Source organism: Actinoplanes ianthinogenes (assembly GCF_018324205.1).
Classification (GTDB): domain Bacteria; phylum Actinomycetota; class Actinomycetes; order Mycobacteriales; family Micromonosporaceae; genus Actinoplanes; species Actinoplanes ianthinogenes.
In genome coordinates this window covers 7,058,099-7,075,394 of sequence record NZ_AP023356.1, presented here as the reverse complement: position 1 = coordinate 7,075,394, position 17,296 = coordinate 7,058,099, and the positions used below count along the sequence as shown (strand labels likewise).

The 17,296-nt window shown below is 72.1% G+C and carries 15 protein-coding genes; 7 read left to right on the top strand and 8 right to left on the bottom strand.

Going from position 1 to position 17,296, the window contains the following annotated elements:
- Positions 1–173: 173 nt before the first annotated feature.
- Genes Aiant_RS32205 through fahA form a run of 3 tightly spaced genes read left to right on the top strand, consistent with a single transcriptional unit; the run spans position 174 to position 3,549 of the window.
- Positions 174–1,349 carry a homogentisate 1,2-dioxygenase gene (locus Aiant_RS32205; RefSeq protein ID WP_189333603.1) on the top strand — a complete coding sequence of 392 codons (1,176 nt, stop codon included), beginning with the start codon at positions 174–176 and terminating at the stop codon, positions 1,347–1,349.
- On the top strand, positions 1,346–2,299 hold the full coding sequence (locus tag Aiant_RS32200) for a hypothetical protein (RefSeq protein WP_212846564.1): 954 nt from the start codon (positions 1,346–1,348) through the stop codon (positions 2,297–2,299). Before Aiant_RS32205 ends, Aiant_RS32200 begins: the two co-directional genes overlap by 4 nt.
- A complete protein-coding gene (gene fahA / locus Aiant_RS32195; RefSeq protein ID WP_189333604.1) occupies positions 2,296–3,549 on the top strand; it encodes a fumarylacetoacetase in 1,254 nt (417 codons plus the stop codon). Before Aiant_RS32200 ends, fahA begins: the two co-directional genes overlap by 4 nt.
- A 194-nt stretch (positions 3,550–3,743) precedes the next feature.
- Here fahA and Aiant_RS32190 read toward each other — a convergent pair whose 3' ends face one another.
- From Aiant_RS32190 to Aiant_RS32170, 5 genes are all read right to left on the bottom strand, one after another.
- A complete protein-coding gene (locus Aiant_RS32190) occupies positions 3,744–4,130 on the bottom strand; it encodes a hypothetical protein (protein ID WP_229830757.1) in 387 nt (128 codons plus the stop codon).
- A 188-nt stretch (positions 4,131–4,318) separates the two neighbouring features.
- Positions 4,319–5,314, bottom strand: a complete 996-nt coding sequence (locus Aiant_RS32185) for a nitronate monooxygenase (RefSeq protein ID WP_189333605.1) — start codon at positions 5,312–5,314, stop codon at positions 4,319–4,321.
- Positions 5,315–5,388: 74 nt separating this feature from the next.
- Complete coding sequence (locus tag Aiant_RS32180) at positions 5,389–5,811, bottom strand: RDD family protein (protein WP_212846563.1); 423 nt, start codon at positions 5,809–5,811, stop codon at positions 5,389–5,391.
- A gap of 231 nt (positions 5,812–6,042) precedes the next feature.
- The gene (locus tag Aiant_RS32175) at positions 6,043–6,453 is read right to left on the bottom strand and encodes a DUF2752 domain-containing protein (RefSeq protein ID WP_245006628.1); all 411 of its coding nucleotides are present in this window, start codon (positions 6,451–6,453) and stop codon (positions 6,043–6,045) included.
- Between the two features lie 81 nt (positions 6,454–6,534).
- A complete protein-coding gene (locus Aiant_RS32170; protein WP_189333608.1) occupies positions 6,535–11,724 on the bottom strand; it encodes a diguanylate cyclase in 5,190 nt (1,729 codons plus the stop codon).
- Between the two features lie 157 nt (positions 11,725–11,881).
- On the opposite strand from Aiant_RS32170, the gene Aiant_RS32165 reads away from it, so the two are divergent.
- Positions 11,882–12,748, top strand: coding sequence for a M15 family metallopeptidase (locus Aiant_RS32165; RefSeq protein WP_229830759.1), 867 nt, complete (start codon positions 11,882–11,884; stop codon positions 12,746–12,748).
- Between the two features lie 101 nt (positions 12,749–12,849).
- On the opposite strand, the gene Aiant_RS32160 is transcribed toward Aiant_RS32165, so the two are convergent.
- Together Aiant_RS32160 and Aiant_RS32155 are read right to left on the bottom strand one after the other, a co-directional pair.
- A complete protein-coding gene (locus Aiant_RS32160; RefSeq protein ID WP_189333610.1) occupies positions 12,850–13,542 on the bottom strand; it encodes a hypothetical protein in 693 nt (230 codons plus the stop codon).
- Between the two features lie 198 nt (positions 13,543–13,740).
- A complete protein-coding gene (locus Aiant_RS32155) occupies positions 13,741–14,157 on the bottom strand; it encodes a PPOX class F420-dependent oxidoreductase (RefSeq protein WP_189333611.1) in 417 nt (138 codons plus the stop codon).
- 270 nt (positions 14,158–14,427) lie between these two features.
- On the opposite strand from Aiant_RS32155, the gene Aiant_RS32150 reads away from it, so the two are divergent.
- Positions 14,428–15,483, top strand: coding sequence for a hypothetical protein (locus Aiant_RS32150; protein WP_189333612.1), 1,056 nt, complete (start codon positions 14,428–14,430; stop codon positions 15,481–15,483).
- 26 nt (positions 15,484–15,509) lie between these two features.
- On the opposite strand, the gene Aiant_RS32145 is transcribed toward Aiant_RS32150, so the two are convergent.
- Positions 15,510–16,241, bottom strand: a complete 732-nt coding sequence (locus Aiant_RS32145; protein ID WP_189333613.1) for an MBL fold metallo-hydrolase — start codon at positions 16,239–16,241, stop codon at positions 15,510–15,512.
- A 73-nt stretch (positions 16,242–16,314) separates the two neighbouring features.
- Here Aiant_RS32145 and Aiant_RS32140 point away from each other — a divergent pair, with 73 nt between their 5' ends.
- Together Aiant_RS32140 and Aiant_RS32135 are read left to right on the top strand one after the other, a co-directional pair.
- Complete coding sequence (locus tag Aiant_RS32140; RefSeq protein WP_189333614.1) at positions 16,315–16,635, top strand: TrmB family transcriptional regulator; 321 nt, start codon at positions 16,315–16,317, stop codon at positions 16,633–16,635.
- Between the two features lie 11 nt (positions 16,636–16,646).
- Positions 16,647–17,255: a DUF998 domain-containing protein gene (locus Aiant_RS32135; protein ID WP_189333615.1), complete on the top strand. Its 609-nt coding sequence runs from the start codon at positions 16,647–16,649 to the stop codon at positions 17,253–17,255.
- Positions 17,256–17,296: the final 41 nt, after the last annotated feature.

Genomic DNA, 17,296 nt, shown 5'->3' with positions numbered 1-17,296 from the left:
GGCTTGATCGGCTGTGACGAATCCGTGGATCCCCTTGTGCGGCCTGTTACGGCTCCGTAAATTCCGTAGCACATGGAGTCGTCACCACCACCCCTGGTGACGACTGCGTGGTCCTGGACCACTGCGGCGTGACCCGCCGAGGTGGTCCGCAGGAACCACAGGAGGTCAGACGCGTGACGTTCTACCGGCAGGTGGGCAGCATCCCGCCGAAGCGGCACACCCAGCACCGCCGTCCCGACGGCGGGCTGTATGCCGAGGAGTTGGTCGGCGAGGAGGGCTTCTCCTCCGACTCGTCGTTGCTCTACCACCGCGGCATCCCGTCGGCCATCGTCGACGCCCGCCCGTGGGAGCTCCCCGACCAGTCCCTGACGCCGAACCTCCCCCTGGTCCCACGGCACCTCAAGCTGCACGACCTGGCGTTCAAGGACGCCGACCCGGTCACCTCGCGCCGCCTGGTCCTGGGCAACGCCGACGTCCGGATCTCCTACGCGGTCTCCACCGAGATCTCGCCGTATTACCGCAACGCGACCGGCGACGAGTGCGTTTACGTCGAGCGGGGCAGCGCCACCGTGGAGACGGTGTTCGGCGCGCTCACCGTCGGCCAGGGCGATTACGTGATCATCCCGCGGACCACCACGCACCGGTGGATCCCGACCGGCGCCGAGCCGCTGCGCACGTACGCGATCGAGGCGAGCTCGCACATCGCCCCGCCGAAACGCTACCTCTCCCGTTACGGGCAGTTCCTGGAGCACGCGCCGTACTGCGAGCGGGACCTGCGCGGGCCGGTCGAGCCGATGCTGGCCGAGGGCACCGACGTCGAGGTGTACATCAAGCACCGCGGCGGCGGCTCGATCCACGTCGTGCCGGAGCACCCGTTCGACGTGGTCGGCTGGGACGGGTGCCTGTACCCGTACGCGTTCAACATCGCCGACTTCGAGCCGATCACCGGCCGCGTGCACCAGCCGCCGCCGGTGCACCAGGTCTTCGAGGGCACCAACTTCGTGATCTGCAACTTCGTGCCCCGCAAGGTCGACTACCACCCGCTCGCCGTCCCGGTGCCGTATTACCACTCGAACGTCGACTCCGACGAGGTGATGTTCTACGTCGACGGGGACTACGAGGCGCGCAAGGGCTCCGGCATCGGCAAGGGCTCGATCTCGCTGCACCCCGGCGGGCACTCGCACGGCCCGCAGCCCGGTGCGGTCGAGCGCTCGCTCGGCGTCGAGTTCTTCGACGAGACCGCGGTCATGGTCGACACGTTCCGCCCGCTCGACCTCGGCGAGGCGGGCCTGGCCTCCGACGACGGCCGCTACGCCTGGTCGTGGTCCGGCCGCGGCCCCGCCGCATGACCGCGCCGGCCACCCCACCGCACGCCGCGACCACCGACCCCGGCACCGCGTCCGCCGCGGTGGCTTCCGCGCAGCCCGCGGCACCCGCCTCCTCCGGGCGGCCCGCGGCGGCCGCCGCCTCCGGGCGGCCCACGGCGGCTGTCGGCGAGTTGTTCGCGCGGTTCTTCGACGACGCGGCGCTCTTCCCGCCCGGGAACGCGACGATGGCCGAGGCCGTGCCGGCCTTCCTGCGGCGGCACGGGACGCTCGTCGGGCCGTTCGTGCTGCCCGCGTCGCGGCTGGCGGAGGTCGACGTACACCTCGATCGGTCCGGACCGCCGCTGGACCTCGCGCTGATCGCCTCGCCCGCCGATCTGCCGGCCGCGGCCGGCACGATCGCGAAACACCCGGGATTGCGGCTGGCCACGGTCGAGGCCACGGTCGCGGTCGATGCCGCGCACCTGCGGTTGACGGTACGCACGGCAGCCGGCTGCCTTCCGCCCGATCTGCCCGTGGCGGTCGAGATCCCGCGCACCGACGCGCGTGACGAGGTGCTCGACGCGCTGGCCGGCACCGGCTTCCGCGCCAAGCTGCGCACCGGCGGGGTGCGCGCCGACCTGTTCCCGCCGGTCGCCGAGCTGGCCGCGACGATCCGGGCGTGCGTCGACCGGGGCATCGCCTTCAAATGCACCGCCGGACTGCATCACGCCATCCGCCACACCGACCCGGCGACCGGTTTCGACCACCACGGCTTCCTGAACGTCCTGCTCGCCGCCGATGAACCGTCCCGCGCCGCCGAGCACCTGGCCCGCACCGACGCCGCCGCGATCGCGACCGAGTTGCGGACCTGGTCCCCGGCTCGCGCCGCCCGCGCCCGCGCGGTCTTCACCTCGTTCGGCACCTGCGACGTCGGCGACCCGATCCACGATCTCGTCCAACTCGGCCTGCTCCCGGAGAGAATCACCGTATGACCTGGCTCGACCTGCCCTCGGACACCGGCTTCGGCCTGGCCAACCTGCCCTACGGCATCTTCTCCCCGGCCCGGGCCACCGCCCACGACCCGTCCCCGGGCGCCGCGACCACGCGCGGACCGGCGCACCCGGGCGCGCCGCGCACCGGCGTGGCGATCGGTGACCACGTGCTGGACCTCGCCGGGCTGACCGGCGACCCGGTGCACGCCACCGGTTCGCTGAATGCCTTCATGGCACGGGGCCCGGAGTCCTGGGCCTCCACCCGTGCGATGATCACCGCGTGGCTGACCGATCCGGCCCATCGCGAGCGGGTCGAGCCGCACCTGATCCCGCGCTCCTCGGTCACCCTGCACCTGCCGATCGAGGTGGCCGACTACGTCGACTTCTACAGCTCGCGGGACCACGCGGAGAACCTGGGCCGGATGTTCCGCCCCGGCTCCCCGCCGCTCACCCCGAACTGGAAGCACCTCCCGATCGGCTACCACGGCCGGTCCGGGACCGTGCGGGTCTCCGGCACCCCGGTGGTCCGCCCGCTGGGCCAGTCCCGCCGCCCGGACGAGCCCCCGGTCTTCGGCCCGTCCCGCCGGCTCGACATCGAGGCCGAGGTGGGCTTCGTCGTCGGCATGCCGTCCGAGCTCGGCGCCCCGGTCGCGGCCCGCGACTTCCCGTCGCACGTCTTCGGGGTCTGCCTGGTCAACGACTGGTCCGCCCGCGACCTCCAGGCCTGGGAGTACGTCCCGCTCGGCCCGTTCCTGGGCAAGTCCTTCCTGACCTCGGTCTCCCCGTGGGTCGTGCCGCTGACCGCGCTCGCCGCGGCCCGGGTCGCTGCGCCGGCTCGCGACGAGCCCCTGCTCCCCTACCTGGACGACCGCGACGACCCCTGGGGCCTCGACCTGTCCCTGGAGGTCCGGCTGAACGGCACGGTGATCAGCCGTCCCCCGTTCGCCGGGATGTACTGGACCCCGGCCCAGCAGCTCGCCCACATGACCGTCAACGGCGCCTCGCTGCGCACCGGTGACCTCTACGCCTCCGGCACGGTCAGCGGCCCGGCCCCGGACACCCGAGGCTCCCTGATCGAGCTCTCCTGGAACTCCCAGGAGCCCCTGAAACTCCCGGACGGCTCCACCCGCTCGTTCCTGGAGGACGGCGACGAGGTGACCATCACCGCCACCGCCCCGGCCGCCGACGGCTCCCGCCTCTGTTTCGGCGAGGTGACCGGCCGGGTGGTCCCCGCCCCGCCGGCGGAATAGCTGTTAATCGCCCGGTTTCCGTTACCCCGGTGGCAACGGAAACCGGGCTCCCCCCAGCAAAGTCAATGGCGCGCTCCGCACCCGAATCTTCAGGTTGATGCGCGGCGCACGCACGAATCCGCACAATCGTGCGCGGGAATCATCGGCGCCGGGTGCACCCGAGAAATCCCGCACGAAAAGGTGTTCGCGGTCGGTCAGCGGACGAGCAGCGTGTAATTCGGCGCGACGCCGGTGCGGCACCGATACGACACCCAGACGTGCTTGGCCACGCCGTCGGCCCCGACCCGGTCGCACTCGGCGTCCGGATAGGCCACCTCGGTGAACAGCGCGGTGTAGACAACCCGCTCGGTGGCCGACGCCTTGTACCTCGGCGTATACGTGATCACCAGGTCGTCTCCGGCGATCCCGGAGTAGATCATCGTCGTGGACCAGAGCCCGGCGGCCTCACCGGCGGAACCGATGACCGCGGCGCGACCGAACCCATAGGTGCCCAGCACGTCGGTCGTGTGGCGCGGGGCAGCCTGTGCCACACCGGGCACGAGCACGGCCGGAACAATAGCGGCGAGCAGCGCACTACGCATTTCCAGGATCCTTTTCTGAATCGCCGCGAGGATCTCCCGCGACGCCGGACGAGATCACCGGCGAACGGTTCTCATCCGCCCGGCCGACCTCGGCCCGAAACAGAATCTACACCGGAGTCGAACCCGAATGTCGCGTGCCGCGAAGAACAATTTGTTAAGTATTAACGATCGTTAATTTAGTTCTTATTTCAGGCCGAAAGGAGCTGGTCCACCAGCGTCGCGGTGGCCGCGGGACGAGCGGCCGCGTGGTTCACCCCGGCCCAGAGGTTCAGCGCGCCGGCGTCGCCCCGCCGGGCCGCCGCCGCCCGGATCGGAGCCGTCAGGTGATGGATCGCCGGGTAGCCGACCGGGGCGAGCGGCGAGTACACATCCACGAAACGATTCCGCAGCGCCCGCGCCGGCTGCCCGGTGAACGCCCTGGTCACCACGGTCTCCACGGACTCGCCGGAGAGCATGGCGGCCCGCTGGACTCCACGGGTGCCGGCCTCCTCGGCGAGCAGGAACGCGGTGCCGCACTGCACCGCCGCCGCGCCGGCGCGGAGCAGCCCCGGGACGTCCGCGCCACCGGCCGCGATCACCGGCAGATCGGTGACGGCACGGACCTCGGCCAGCACCTCCGCCGCGCCGCGGTCGCCGCGATAGGCCGCCGGGCGGAACGTCGCCGAGTGCCCGCCCGCATCCCCGCCCTGCGCGATCAGGCCGTCCGGCCCCGCCGCGAGCGCCTGACGCGCCTCGTCAGCGGTCGTCACGGTGATCAGCACCGCCGAGCCGGCCGCGTGCAGCGCCCGCACCACCGCCACCGGCGGGACACCGAAGGTGAAGCTGACCAGCGGGACCCGATGCTCCACGGCGATCGCCACCTTGGCCGCGAAGTGATCGTCGTCGGCCGGCCGGATCGGCGGCAGCTCCACGCCGTAGCGCTCGGCCTCGGGACGCAACGCCTCCCGATACCGCTCGACGGCCGCCACGTCACGCAGCGGCGGCATCGGCACGAAGAGGTTGAGGCCGTACGTCGATGAGGAACCTCGCACCGAGCGGACCTCGGCCTCGACAGCCTCCGGGGTCTTGTAGCCGGCGGCGAGGAAGCCGAGCGCGCCGGCCCTGCCGGCGGCGACGACCAGCTCCGGGGTGGACGGACCGCCGGCCATCGGCGCCACCACGATCGGCCGCAACACGTCCCGCATGCGCCCAAACTACCGCCGCGGTAACAGAAAACCCCGCCGGTGCGGGCACCGGCGGGGTTTCGACGAGCGGTATGTCAGAGACGCACGACGACCGTGCTGCAGATCTTGTCGGACAGGGTCTGCCGCTTCTCGTCCCAGAGCGGGAACAGGTAGCCGATGCCGCAGATGAAACCGTCCGCAATGTGGGCCAGATCCCGCAGGAACGCCTTGCCGGCCCCGATGGTCTGGCCGCTCGCGCCGTCCACCAGCTTGATGCCGAGCGCCTTCTTGCCCCAACTCTGGCCCGTGGTGCCGGCCAAGTACCAGCGGTTGTAACCCCAAGCGGCGAGACCCAGGAAGTAGATCACCCAGTACATCGGGCTGGTGTGGATCTCCAGGGTTTGCGGGTCCACGGTGGGCCGGAAGAACAGCGCCACGATGTAGAACGGCACGTAGACCAGCATGTCAATGATGGTGGCGCCGACGCGCTGGATCCAGCTCGCGTAACCCACCGGCATGCCGGGGCCGTAGCCGGGAGCGCCGTAGCCCGGGGCGGGCGCGCCGTAAGCCGGCTGGCCGTAACCCGGGGCGGGCTGGCCGTACGGCTGCTGCGGCTGGCCATAGGGCTGCTGGGGCTGGCCGTACTGGGGCTGGCCGTACTGCGGCTGCTCGCCCTGGCCGTAGGGCGGCTGCTGCCCCTGGCCGTAAGGGTCGTTGGGGGAGGGTATGACATGTCAGAAGTCCTTTTATCAGGCCCAGCTCACGCCGAGCCGGTGCAGTTGAAAGAGCCAGCTCGCCGTCGCCAGCAGTCCGGCCAACCATCCCATCCGCCGCCGCCCGGTGGGCGACCACGGTTTCGGCGGGGCCAGCACACCCGTGGCGCGCAACGCCACGAGCGGGCCGACGGCGACCGCTAGAGCCGCCAGACCGAAGATCACCGGGTTCGCGTGGAAGGCCGCCGCGGCCTGGCCGCGCACGAGCGCGACGGCCGCGGTGGTCAAGCCACAGCCCGGGCACGGCACGCCGGCGAACGTCCGCAGCGGGCAGGGAAGACCCATGCCACTGCCGGTCGTCAGGGCGGGCCACACCGCGGCGGCCCCGGCCACGAGCACGCCGAAGCCACCGATCCGCTCTGGCACGGAGAAGGTTCGCAACGGCACACCTCGTGATCAAGGAAAGGCGCACAATGATAAGGCGTCACGTCTATCCCTCGCGACCCCGTTCACCTGCGCATCTGCGGATCAGTCAGCCATCACACGGTTGCGGCCCGCTTCCTTTGCCCGGTAAAGGGCGTGATCCGCGCGCGCGAGAAGGTCGTCCAGCGCCGCATCTCCGTCACCCAGTCGGGTCAGGCCGATGCTGATGGTGACAGGAAGGGGTCCCGCCTGGGTGTTGACGGGCTCGCCGCCGACCGCCATACGCACCCGCTCGGCCAGCTCCAACGCCTCACCCTCGTGGTCCGGCAGGACGATCGCGAACTCCTCCCCGCCGTACCTGCCGAGCACGTCGGAGTGCCGCAGCACGGCCCGGATCCGCCGGGCCACGGTGCGGATCACCTCGTCGCCGACGCCGTGGCCGTACGTGTCGTTCACGCTCTTGAACTTGTCGATGTCCAGCATCGCGGCGGCCAGCGGCCGGCCGCCCCGGGCCGCGGCCTGCACCAGCGCCCCGGCCACGGCGTAGAAGTGCCGCCGGTTGTGCTGCCCGGTCAGCTCGTCCGTGGTGGCCAGCTCCTGCACCCGGGTGAACAGCCGGGCGTTGTCGTACGCGGTCATCCCCTGCGAGGACAGCGCCGCCGCCACCTGCCGGCTGGTGTCGTCCAGCGTCTGGCCGCCGAGCAGCGCCACTCCGGCCCGCCCGTCCCGGCCGTCCAGCGGCACCGCGAGCGCCACCGGGTGTCCGGCCAGCAGCCGCTCCCGCAGCCCGCCGGTGCCGGCCGGGTCCAGCAGGGCCGGCTCGGTCAGCCCGGCGAGCAGCGCGATCTCCTCGGGGGTGAGGCGCGCCCCGGCCACCTCGGCCGGTTCCAGCACCTCGCCGTCCGGGGCGACCAGGCAACCGGACGCGGCGCCGAGCGAGCCCTGCAGCGTGCCGCTGAGCCGGCGCAGCAGCCGGTCCGGCTCCAGGATCCCGGTCAGCTCGGCCAGGCTGGCCCGCAGCATCTCGGCGAGCGCCTGCTGCTGCTGGGCAGCCTGCACGGCCAGGTGCAGCTGCGCGGCCCGGGCGGTCTCCAGGGAGACCGCGACGTGGCTGCTGACCGCGGTGAGCACCTCGACGTCGTCGTCGGTGAAGATGCCCCGGGCGAGCCTGCTGTCCAGGTAGACCACGCCGATCAGGCGGCCCTTGAACTGCACCGGTGCGACCAGGATGCTGCGCAGCCCGTGCTGCACCGCGCTGCGCGAGCCGAGCGCGGCGCCCTGCTCGGTGCCGGTGACCACGACCGCCTCGCCGGACTCGGCGACCCGGCGGACCAGGGTGGCGCCGTACCCGGTGGTGTCGGTGAGCTCGCCGTCGGCGGACCGCCCGGCGAACCGGACCGGCTCGCCCGCCTCGTCGAGCAGGAAGAACAGCGCCCGCTCGGCGCCCAGGATGCGCAGCGTCTCGTCCAGCGTGACCTGGGCCAGCTGCTGCGGGTCGAGAACCGTGGCAGCCGCCGTGCTGACCTGCTGCAACGCCTCCAGACGGCGGTTGCGGCCGGTGGTACCGGTGCCGCCGCCGCGGCGGTCCGCGACGGTACGCCGATGGGTGCTCGCCCCCTCGTCCACGCCGAACTCGGTCCGGGTCTGCCGCCGGCGCGGCTCCCAGCCGTAGAACGCGGTCAGGGTGAGGGCGGACCGGGCTTGCCGCTCGGACTCGTGGATCTGGCCCAGCGCGCGCATCGCGCGGGCCCGGATCCGGTGCAGCTCGTAGTGCGCCAGCGGGGCGTCCAGCGCCCGGGCCTGCTTCTCCGCCTCGTCGGCCAGCTTGATGCTGCGCGCGTGCTCGCCGCTGATCTGACTCAGCGAGGCCTGCAACATCTTGTGGGCGAGCCGGGTCAGCGGCGTGCCACCGACCCGGCCGAGTTCGCGGATCGCCTCGACGGCGTCGGCCCGCCGGGCGGCCCGCTCCTCGTCGGTGGCGAAGCGCATCCGGATCAGCTTGGCGTGCGCGTGGAACACGTAGATCCACTTGTGCTGGGCCATCAGGTCGCCGCGGCGCAGCCCGAGCTCGCCGAACTCGGTCATCACCTGGTCGAACGGCTCGCCGATCTCGCCCTGTTCGAGCAGCGCGCAGGCCGCCGCGGTGAGGATGTTGGCCCGCTGCACCCGGGTGCCGGTGCCGGCCGGGTAGGCCTCGCGCATCTTCTGCAGGGCGGCCGCGGCCTCGCCGGTCCGGCCCTGATAGGCGGGGACCATGACGCCCAGCATGCCGAGCGAGGTGCCCATCGCCTGCGCCGGGTCGGCCAGCGCGCGCAGGCCGCGCTCGTACTCCCGCTCGGCCTCGCCGGTGTAGCCGCGCAGCAGCAGCCGCAGCCCCTGGGAGGCGTGCCCGGGCAGGGTCTGCGCCGGCTCGTACCAGCGGGCGTTCTTGGTGATGGTCTTTTCCCAGGTGGAGCCGTCGTCGTAGCCGCCGAACAGCATCGCGCAGCCGTGGATCCACTCGACGTAGGCGACCAGCGCCGGGTCGCCCAGCTCGGTGGCGACCCGGGTGGCGCGGCGCAGGCACCTGGTTCCCACGCCGTGCAGCTTGATCACCGAGGTGACGTAGCCGACCAGCGCGTACACGTGGGCGTACTCGCGGCTGGGGCCGAGCCGGTTCACCGCCCAGAGCGCGCGCATCGCCAGCACGATGCCCTCGCGCAGGCGGAGGCCGACCACGGCGGCGTACCCACCGGCGTCCAGCACCGCGGTCAGCACCGCGAGGGTTTCCCGCTTGTGGCCCTGGGCGGTGCCGAAGCCGAGCCGGGTCCGGCGGACGAAACCACCCGCGAACGCGTACGCCAGCGTGGACAGGATCAGCAGCAGTCCGTTGGCCGGCAGCGGCCGGCCCAGCTCGGTCAGCGCGTGCCGGGCCGCCTCGAGAGCCCGGGCGTCGTCCCAGACGGTGTGGTGCAGCTCGATCCGGGTGGTGTAAAGGCGGGCGCGCTGCACCCGGTCGGTCTCGGCGGCGAGCGCCTGTTCGAGGACGTCGTCGGCCTGGGCGACCCGGCCGGCCCGCAGGTAGGCCTGGGCGAGCGCGTGCAGCAGCGCGGTGCCGGGCGCAGGGTCGCCGTCGACCGCGTCGGTGAGATAGCCGATCGCGTCGACCGGGGCCTGGTCGGCCAGCGCCTGCAGCCCGGCGACGGCCGCGGTGCGGCGCCGCTCGGCCTCCGGGGCGGCGTCACCGGCCCGCTGGTAGTGCCGGGCGACGGTGTACGCGTGCCCCTCGTCCCGCAACTCCGGCGGCAGCTGGTCGAGGACCGCGGCCAGCGCGGCGTGACAGTGGCGGAGCCGGTCGCCGGAGAGGCGTTCGAGCAGGTTGTCGCGGAGCTGGGGGTGGACGAAGGCGTACCAGCCGCCGGGGCGCACCTCGAGGACGTGCCGATCGAGACCGGCCCGCAGCGCCTCCAGGGTCTCCTCGGCGTCGCCGTCCGGCAGCCCCTCCGGGCGGAACCGGACGCCGGCGACCGCCGCCGTGGTGAGCCGGTCGAGGACCGGTTCGGGCAGGCCGGACAGGCGGGCGGCGAGCAGGTCACGGACGCCGGCGGTGGACGGCAGCGCGTCGGCCCCGGCCGCGTCCAGCCGCCAGGTGCCCCAGAGCGGGCCGAGCAGGCCGGCGCCGAGCAACCGCATCAGGTAGCTGACCACGGCGAGCGGGGTGCCGTCGGTGCGGACCGTGACGTGCCGGGCCAGCTCGGCCGGCACCTCGGCGCCGGGCAGCCGGGAGGCGACCACCTCGGCCACCACCGGCGGCGGCAGCGGGGTGCAGGTCAGTTCCAAGGTGCCGGGCACGTCCAGGTCCAGGCTGGGCTCCTCGGCGATGTCGGTCAGCAGCACCAGCAGCGGCAGGTGCGGCAGGTCCGGGGCGAGCGCGGCGAGCAGCTGCCGGGTGGCGGCGTCCAGCAGGTGCGCGTCGTCGATCACCAGGATCATGCCGTCGGCGCGCCGGGCCAGGTCGCCGAGGAAGGTGGCGCCGGCCGCGAAGACGTGCTCGTCACCGCCGGCGGCGGGACCGGCCGGGGTCAGCAGGCCGAGGTCGCCGAACAGTTTGATCACCTGGGCGACGCCGGCCCCGGTGGCGGCCTCGACGATGTTCCGCTCGGCCGTTTCGCGGGCCTCGGCGGGCAGCCGGTGGATCCGGGCCATCGAGGCCTGCACGGCTTCGCGGAGGACGGCGAGCGGGACCGCCTCGTCCGGGCGGCAGGTGCCCCAGAGCACCGGGCAGCCTTCCGCGGCGGCCAGTCCGGCGGCGTGCTCGGCGAGCCGCGTCCGCCCGGAACCGGGCGTGCCGTGGATCATCACCACGCCGCCCAGGCCGGCCCGGGCTCGTTCCCAGCGGCGGGCCAGCCGGTCCGCCTCGGCGTCCCGGCCGCACATCGGCCAGTGACCGGCGGCCGGCTCCTCGGCGGCCGCGCCGCCCGGGCATCGCCGCAGGGCGGTGAGCAGGGCGGCAGGATCCGGGTAGCGGTCGTCCGGGTCCTTGGCGAGCAGCCGCTGCACCACGGCGGCCAGCTCCGGAGCGATCTCCGGGCGCTTCTCCCGGACGTCCGGGACCGGGGCGGCCAGGTGCAGCCGGAGCAGCTCGCCGACGTCGTCGGCCTCGAACGGCAGCCGCCCGGTCAGGCACTCGTAGAGCACCACGCCGAGCGAGTACAGGTCGGAGCGGCCGTCGACCGGGCGGCGCAGCATCCCGGACTGCTCCGGCGAGGTGTAGAGGAAGGTGCCGACCGCCTGGTCCGCCTCCTCGGCGGTGACGTCCCGGCCGAGCTGGGCCAGCCCGAAGTCGATCAGCTTGGCCCGATCGTCCTTGCCGATCATGATGTTGTCCGGCTTGATGTCCCGGTGCACCAGGCCGACCCGGTGCGCGGCGGCCAGGCCGCGGGCCAGCTGGGCGGCCAGCTCGACGGTCCGCTCCTGGCTCAGCACGCCGTAGACCAGCAGGTCGGCGAGGGAGCCGCCGGAGAGGTGCTCGAGCACCAGGCCGGGCACCCCGTCGACTTCGCCGACCGCGTGCACGCCGACGACACCCGGGTCGTTGATGCAGGCGAGCAGGGCCGCCTCGCGCTGGAACGCGCTCTGGATCTCGGCGGGCTCACCGGCGTCGGCGAGCGGTCGCTTCAACGCGTACTCCTGGCCGCCACGGCGGACCTGGTGCACCATGGTGAACGCGCCGCGGCCGAGCTCGTCGACCACCTGGAGATCGGTCAGCTCAGCGGCACGCGGCCCGTGGGGGCGCACCTGGGGGAAATCCGTCACCGAACGCACTCATTCCGTATCTGCCTGCACCCCTGCTGATCGACCGGTTACTCCAGAACCTGAACGTTCCCGCAACCGGGTTCGCCGGCGCTCCCCGTCCGGGTCGATGTCACGGCGTTCGGCTGCGCCCCCGTCGTCCGGGCCGGAGCCTGTTCTGGTGCTCAAACGCGTGCTCACCGCTCTGCTCCTGCTGCCCTTCTCGCAGTCCGCCTCTCAGCTGCCTTTTTCGCAGGCCGCAGCCGCGCTGCCTTCCTCTCAGGCCGCGCTGCCTTTATTCCAGGTCGCGGCTCCGCTGCCTTCTTCTCAGGTCGCGCCCCCGCTGCCGCCCGGGCACATCGTCCGGCCGGGCGACACCTTGTCGGCGATCGCGGACCTCTACCACCTCCGGACCGCCGACCTGCGCCGCTGGAACAGCCTCACCCGGGACGAGGTCCTCCGCCCCGACGGCGCTCTCCGCCTGTCCGGTTCCGATCAGTACCGCCCGGCCTGGGCCACCCGGGTCGAAACGGTCACCGCCACCGAGGCGAACGGCGACCCGGCCAAGAAGTGCCCGGTCCCACCCGAGTCGCTACGCCGGGTCTGGGTCCGCTACACGGACTTCAACGGCGTGGTGCACGACGGCAACCTGATCGTCCACCAGTCGATCGTCCCGGCGACCCAGCGAGCCTTCGCCCTCCTGTACGCCTGGCACTTCCCCGTCATGGCCATGGCCCCCGCACCCGGCTTCCCCGACCGCAGCGTTCTGACCAGCGGCTACGAATGCCGCACCGTAGCCGGCACGACGAAGTGGTCCCAGCACGCCTACGGCCTGGCCATCGACGTCAACCCCCGCCAGAACCCGATGATCCGCGGCACCTACCTGGACCCGCCGCACAGCGAACCCTGGATCCGCCGTCTCCCCTACCGAACCGGCATGATCCACGACAACGGCGCCGAGCTGGCCTTCACCACCAACGGCTTCGCCTGGGGCGGCCGCTGGCACTCCTTGAAGGACTACATGCACTTCAGCCCCACCAACCTCTAATGACCTGCTGGCGTCACCCAAGCACGACGTACGTCGACTTCCCCCAACTCCTGCCACGCCCTGGCAATGACTGGCTCATCTGGCACGGACCTGACTTCCCGCTACGGAGCGCCGTTAATGGGTTCCTCGTTGGGGCCGAGGAAGACCTCCAAGTAGAAGTTGGTAACAGTCGACCATTCGAGCGGCGCTCCATTTTCCTCAGCCTGGCGCAAATGGTCGCGGTATTTACGCATCTGCCGCTCAATACCTAGCGTCCGCTGAGATGGCGCAGGCTCGATATCGAGATCAGCGCGCACGACATCCATCAGCCGCGCCCGGACCAACCGAGCGCCCTCCCCGGCAATCTCAGCGACGAGGCTGGATTCGGGTGCGGCGGCCGCCGCTTCGGCCCCTGAGCAAACCGCAATTACGCAGTTGTGCAACCTGGTCAGCTGTATTGACGCCTCAAGGCCGGCGACGACGCCAGCAGCGGCCAGAGCCTCGATCACCGCAGGTGACAAAGCGTTAAGGTGCTCTGGTTTCAGGTTCCACGGCGTTGCACCTCGGCCCCACTGGTCAACGGCGGCAACGGCTTGCCCGTAGAGTGCGCGCCGCTCGACGTGCCAGCGGGCCCGATCCTCGCGCTCCCATTGCTCTCGCCGCTCGGCCCGTTCACGTTGCCAGCGCTCGCTCTCTCGCCGATCGGTTCGCCGCTGCGTCAGTACATGCCCGAAGACGCCGGCGAGGCCGCCAATCGCCGCGGCAACGACGACACCCGCGAAGGCGAGGACGGGAACCCACCAAGGTGTTTGCACCGGCGCAGGCTACTAGGGCACCTCAACAGTGTTGATCGCTCGGCGTTGTCGCCATCGGTTGTCACCCAGTTAGACGCTCAACAGCGGTCTGACCATGGGGCTTGTGTCTGCACGGCGATGACGGTCGTGTTCGCGTCGCTACCATCGCCGAGCAGCTGCCGGGGAACGGTTGATCGGGCAGGTCGCCAGCTGACCGGGTCACTTCGCCCAGGGGCCGACTCCGCCGACGCGGTCGATGCGGTAGCGGATGATCCAGCCCTCGGCCCGGGGCGCCGGGAAGGACGAGCCCGGCCCCAGATACACCGGGGTGAGGCGATCCAGCAGGTCCCAGGCCTGTGCGCTCGGCTCGACGGTCGCGTGGGCGCGGAGGACGGCGTGCTCGGCCAGGAAGACGCCGGGGCGGCGTGGGGCGTCGAAGGAGAGGACGACCCGGGGGTCGCGCTCGATGTTGCGCAGCTTGACCCGCCGGCTGAGGTGGCCGCTGACCACGTCGTCGCCGTCGAGACCGATCCAGATCACCGAGACCTGGGGGCTGCCGTCGGGGTTCGTGGTGCTCAGGTGGGCGAGCGGGCCGGACTCGATCAGGTCGCGCAGTTCCTTCGGCAGAGCGCTCATGCCTGAACCCTAGCCATCCGGAGCAGCCGCTGGTGCCCCGCCGGCATGTCAGCGTTGCGCGGGCCGGCAGCCCCGGTCAGCGTCAGGAACCCCGGGTCGCGCCCCGCTCCGGTTCCGGCTGGTGCCCATGGCCCTTTCCCGGCCCCCAATAGGGCCGTGGGCACCAGCCGGGGGCTGTGCCGCGACCCGGCTGGGAGGCGGGGTGGCGCGATCCGGGGGAATCCGGCGAAGGGCCGCATCCGCCCTGATCAGCGTGGCTAGGGTGAAGAAATGCAGATTATTCGGCATAAATCGGTCAGAGCGACGCTCGCTCTCACGCTCTCCGCCGGCTTGGGGCTGACCGCGGTGGGCCTCGGCCAGGCCGCTGCGGCCTCCACCAGGGCGAGCGGCAACCAAGGCGTCTGGACGCCGCCCAGGAACGTCATCATCGCCCAGCTGATGGCCGACGCGGCCGCCCCGTCGCTGCTGACCGGCTCGGTGCTGCCCGCCGAACTGGCCGGCGCCGCTCTGCTGCCCGGCGCGTCACCGCTGCTCGGGGCGGCGGCTGCGGTCGCTGACAAGCCGGACCCCGAGCGGCTCAAGGCCGCCCTACTGGTGCAGACCGACCTGCCGCACGGGTACGCGCCGATGCCGGACGCGCTGAAAGCCTTCGCCGACGCCGGCTCCCAGATCGGCGCCTGCGACAAGAAGCCCGCGCCGGCCGCGCCCGGCAAGCCCGCCGCGCCCGGCAAGCCCGCCGCGCCCGGCAAGCCCGGCGCCGAGCAGCCCACGGTCCCGGACCGGCCGGTGGCGCCGGGCAATCCGACCGGTCCCGGCATCCCGGTGCAGCCCCGCCCGCGCGTCGCCGTGTCGCCACCCGGCGGCCCAGGGCCCGACCAGCCCGGGAAGCCGGGCCCGGACCAACCGGGCGGGGCGAAGCCGGTCAGTGACACGGTGCGGGCCGCGTTCATGAAGGGGGAGACCGGGCCGGTGCTGATCGAGGCGCTCAACCCGGCCGGGGACCGCGGCGCCCGCGACATCGTCGCGCAGGTCGCCGAGTCGCCGCGTCGCTGCCCCACCTACGACGAGGGGAAGCCCGGCTCCCCCGACGCGCTGCACATGGCCACGTTTCCGCTCGACGTGCCGCGGCTGGGCACCAAGTCGGCGGGCGTGCGCTTCGAGGTCGACATGACCAGTCCACGCGTCACGGTGTACGGGAAGATGATCGCGGTGTCCCTGCGCGGCGTCGCGCTCACCATTCTGCTCGCCAATCTGGAGGAGCCGGACCAGCGCGAACTCGAGGCGATCACGCGGTCCGCCGTACGCAAACTCAAGCACCAGAAATGACAGCGGACCGCGAGTGAACGGCGGCGTCAGAGCGACGCCGCCAATTTCTGCAAAGCCTCCTTGGCGCCCGAGGTGAGCGGCTCGCCGTGCCCCGGCAGGATCGCCTTGACGTCGAGGCCGGCCAGTTTCTTCACCGACGCGATCGCCGCCGTCTCGTCCGCGGTGAATTGCGGGTCGGAGCCTTCCAGGCCATTTTGGGTACGCAAGGCGTCGCCGGCCACCAGCGTCCCGGTCGACGTGTCGAGGATCGAGATGTGCCCGGCCGTGTGGCCCGGCGTGCTCACGATCCGCAGCCCGAAGACGTCGGCGCCGTCGTCGAGCGGCTTGATGTCGGCGTCCGAGACGATGTTCCCGGCATCCGCCGCGCCGGTGTAGAACGACGCCTTGACGTGCGGGAACAGCTCGTCCACCCCGCCCGCGTGGTCCTGGTGGTAATGCGTGATCAGCACGTGTTTCACCGTGGCCCAGTCGGCGCCGGCCGCCTGCAAGCCGGTGTGGATCGACTCGCCGGAGCCGGGCGTGCCGGTGTCGACCACGGCCGCCTCCTTGCCGCGGACCAGCACATAGGCGGAGACGAATCCGAGGGTGACGCGTTTCCAACCGGTGTTCTCCTGGGTGGCCGCCACGCTCGGCGCCGGCTCCGCGGTCGAGGGTGGCGATGACTTGGAACAAGCGGTGATCGTGTTGTAGACGGCGAGCCCCAGCACCCCGGCCCCGCTGGTCACGAAAAGACGTCGGTTGATCCGATGAGCGGTCATCTCTCTTGCTTAGCGCAATCAGCCCGGAACCGGCAGCTATGCTTCGGCATTTACCTCTGCCTATAGTGCTGACATGCCGGTCCAGCGCCTGGTGGGGCACCTGCGCGAGCTGGGATTCTCTCCGTACGAGGCACGCTGTTACGCCGGGCTGCTCGGCGCCGGCGCGCAGACCGGGTACGCGGTCGCCAAGCTCACCGGCGTCCCGCAGCCCAAGGTGTACGAGACCCTGCGCCGCCTGGTCGCCCGGGGTGCGGCCGAGCGGCTGCCCGGCTCACCGACCCGGTTCACGGCGGTCGATCCGAAGGTGCTGCTGGACCGGCTGGCGAGCGATCACGCGGCTTCGATCGCCGGCGCCCGCGCGGCGGCGGCCGAGGTGGACGGTTCGCTCGCCTAAGATCGACTCTCGTGTCTGGAAGCCTGCTCGCGGTCCTCGCTGTCGTCCTGCTGCTCGTCTATCTGGCGATCTTCGTCCTCATGCACCTGCGGCCCACCGGGTACAGCGTGGTGCGCAACGCGGTCAGCGACTACGGGGTGGGCCCGACCGCGGGCCTGTTCCGGGTCGCGGTCGTCGCGAACAGCCTGGGGATCCTGGCGCTGACCGGCGCGCTGGCCGGGGCGTTCGGCTCGGGTCCGTTCTCCACCGCGGACTACGTGATCCTGCTGCTGATCCCGGTGACCAGGCTGGCGATGGGGTTCTTCCCAACGGACGTCCCCGGGGAGCGGGTCACCACGACCGGGCGGATCCACCTGCTGCTGGCGATCGCGTCGTTCACCTTCGTCTATCTGTCGGTGGCGAACCTGACCCCGTACCTGAGCGACATCACCGCGGAGGTGACCGGTTACGTGCTGATCACTCTGCGGTGGCTCGCGGCGGCCGGCCTGCTCGCGGTCGTGGTGACGATGGTGGCGCCGGCCCTGCGCCGCGTCTTCGGCCTGGCGGAGCGGGTGTTCCTGCTCAGCAGCAACGTGTGGTTCCTGGTCGTCGCCCTGGTGATCGCCGTCCGGGGCAGCTGACCCCGCCATCGCGGGGCGGGCCGGGTCCTCGGGCACGGCTA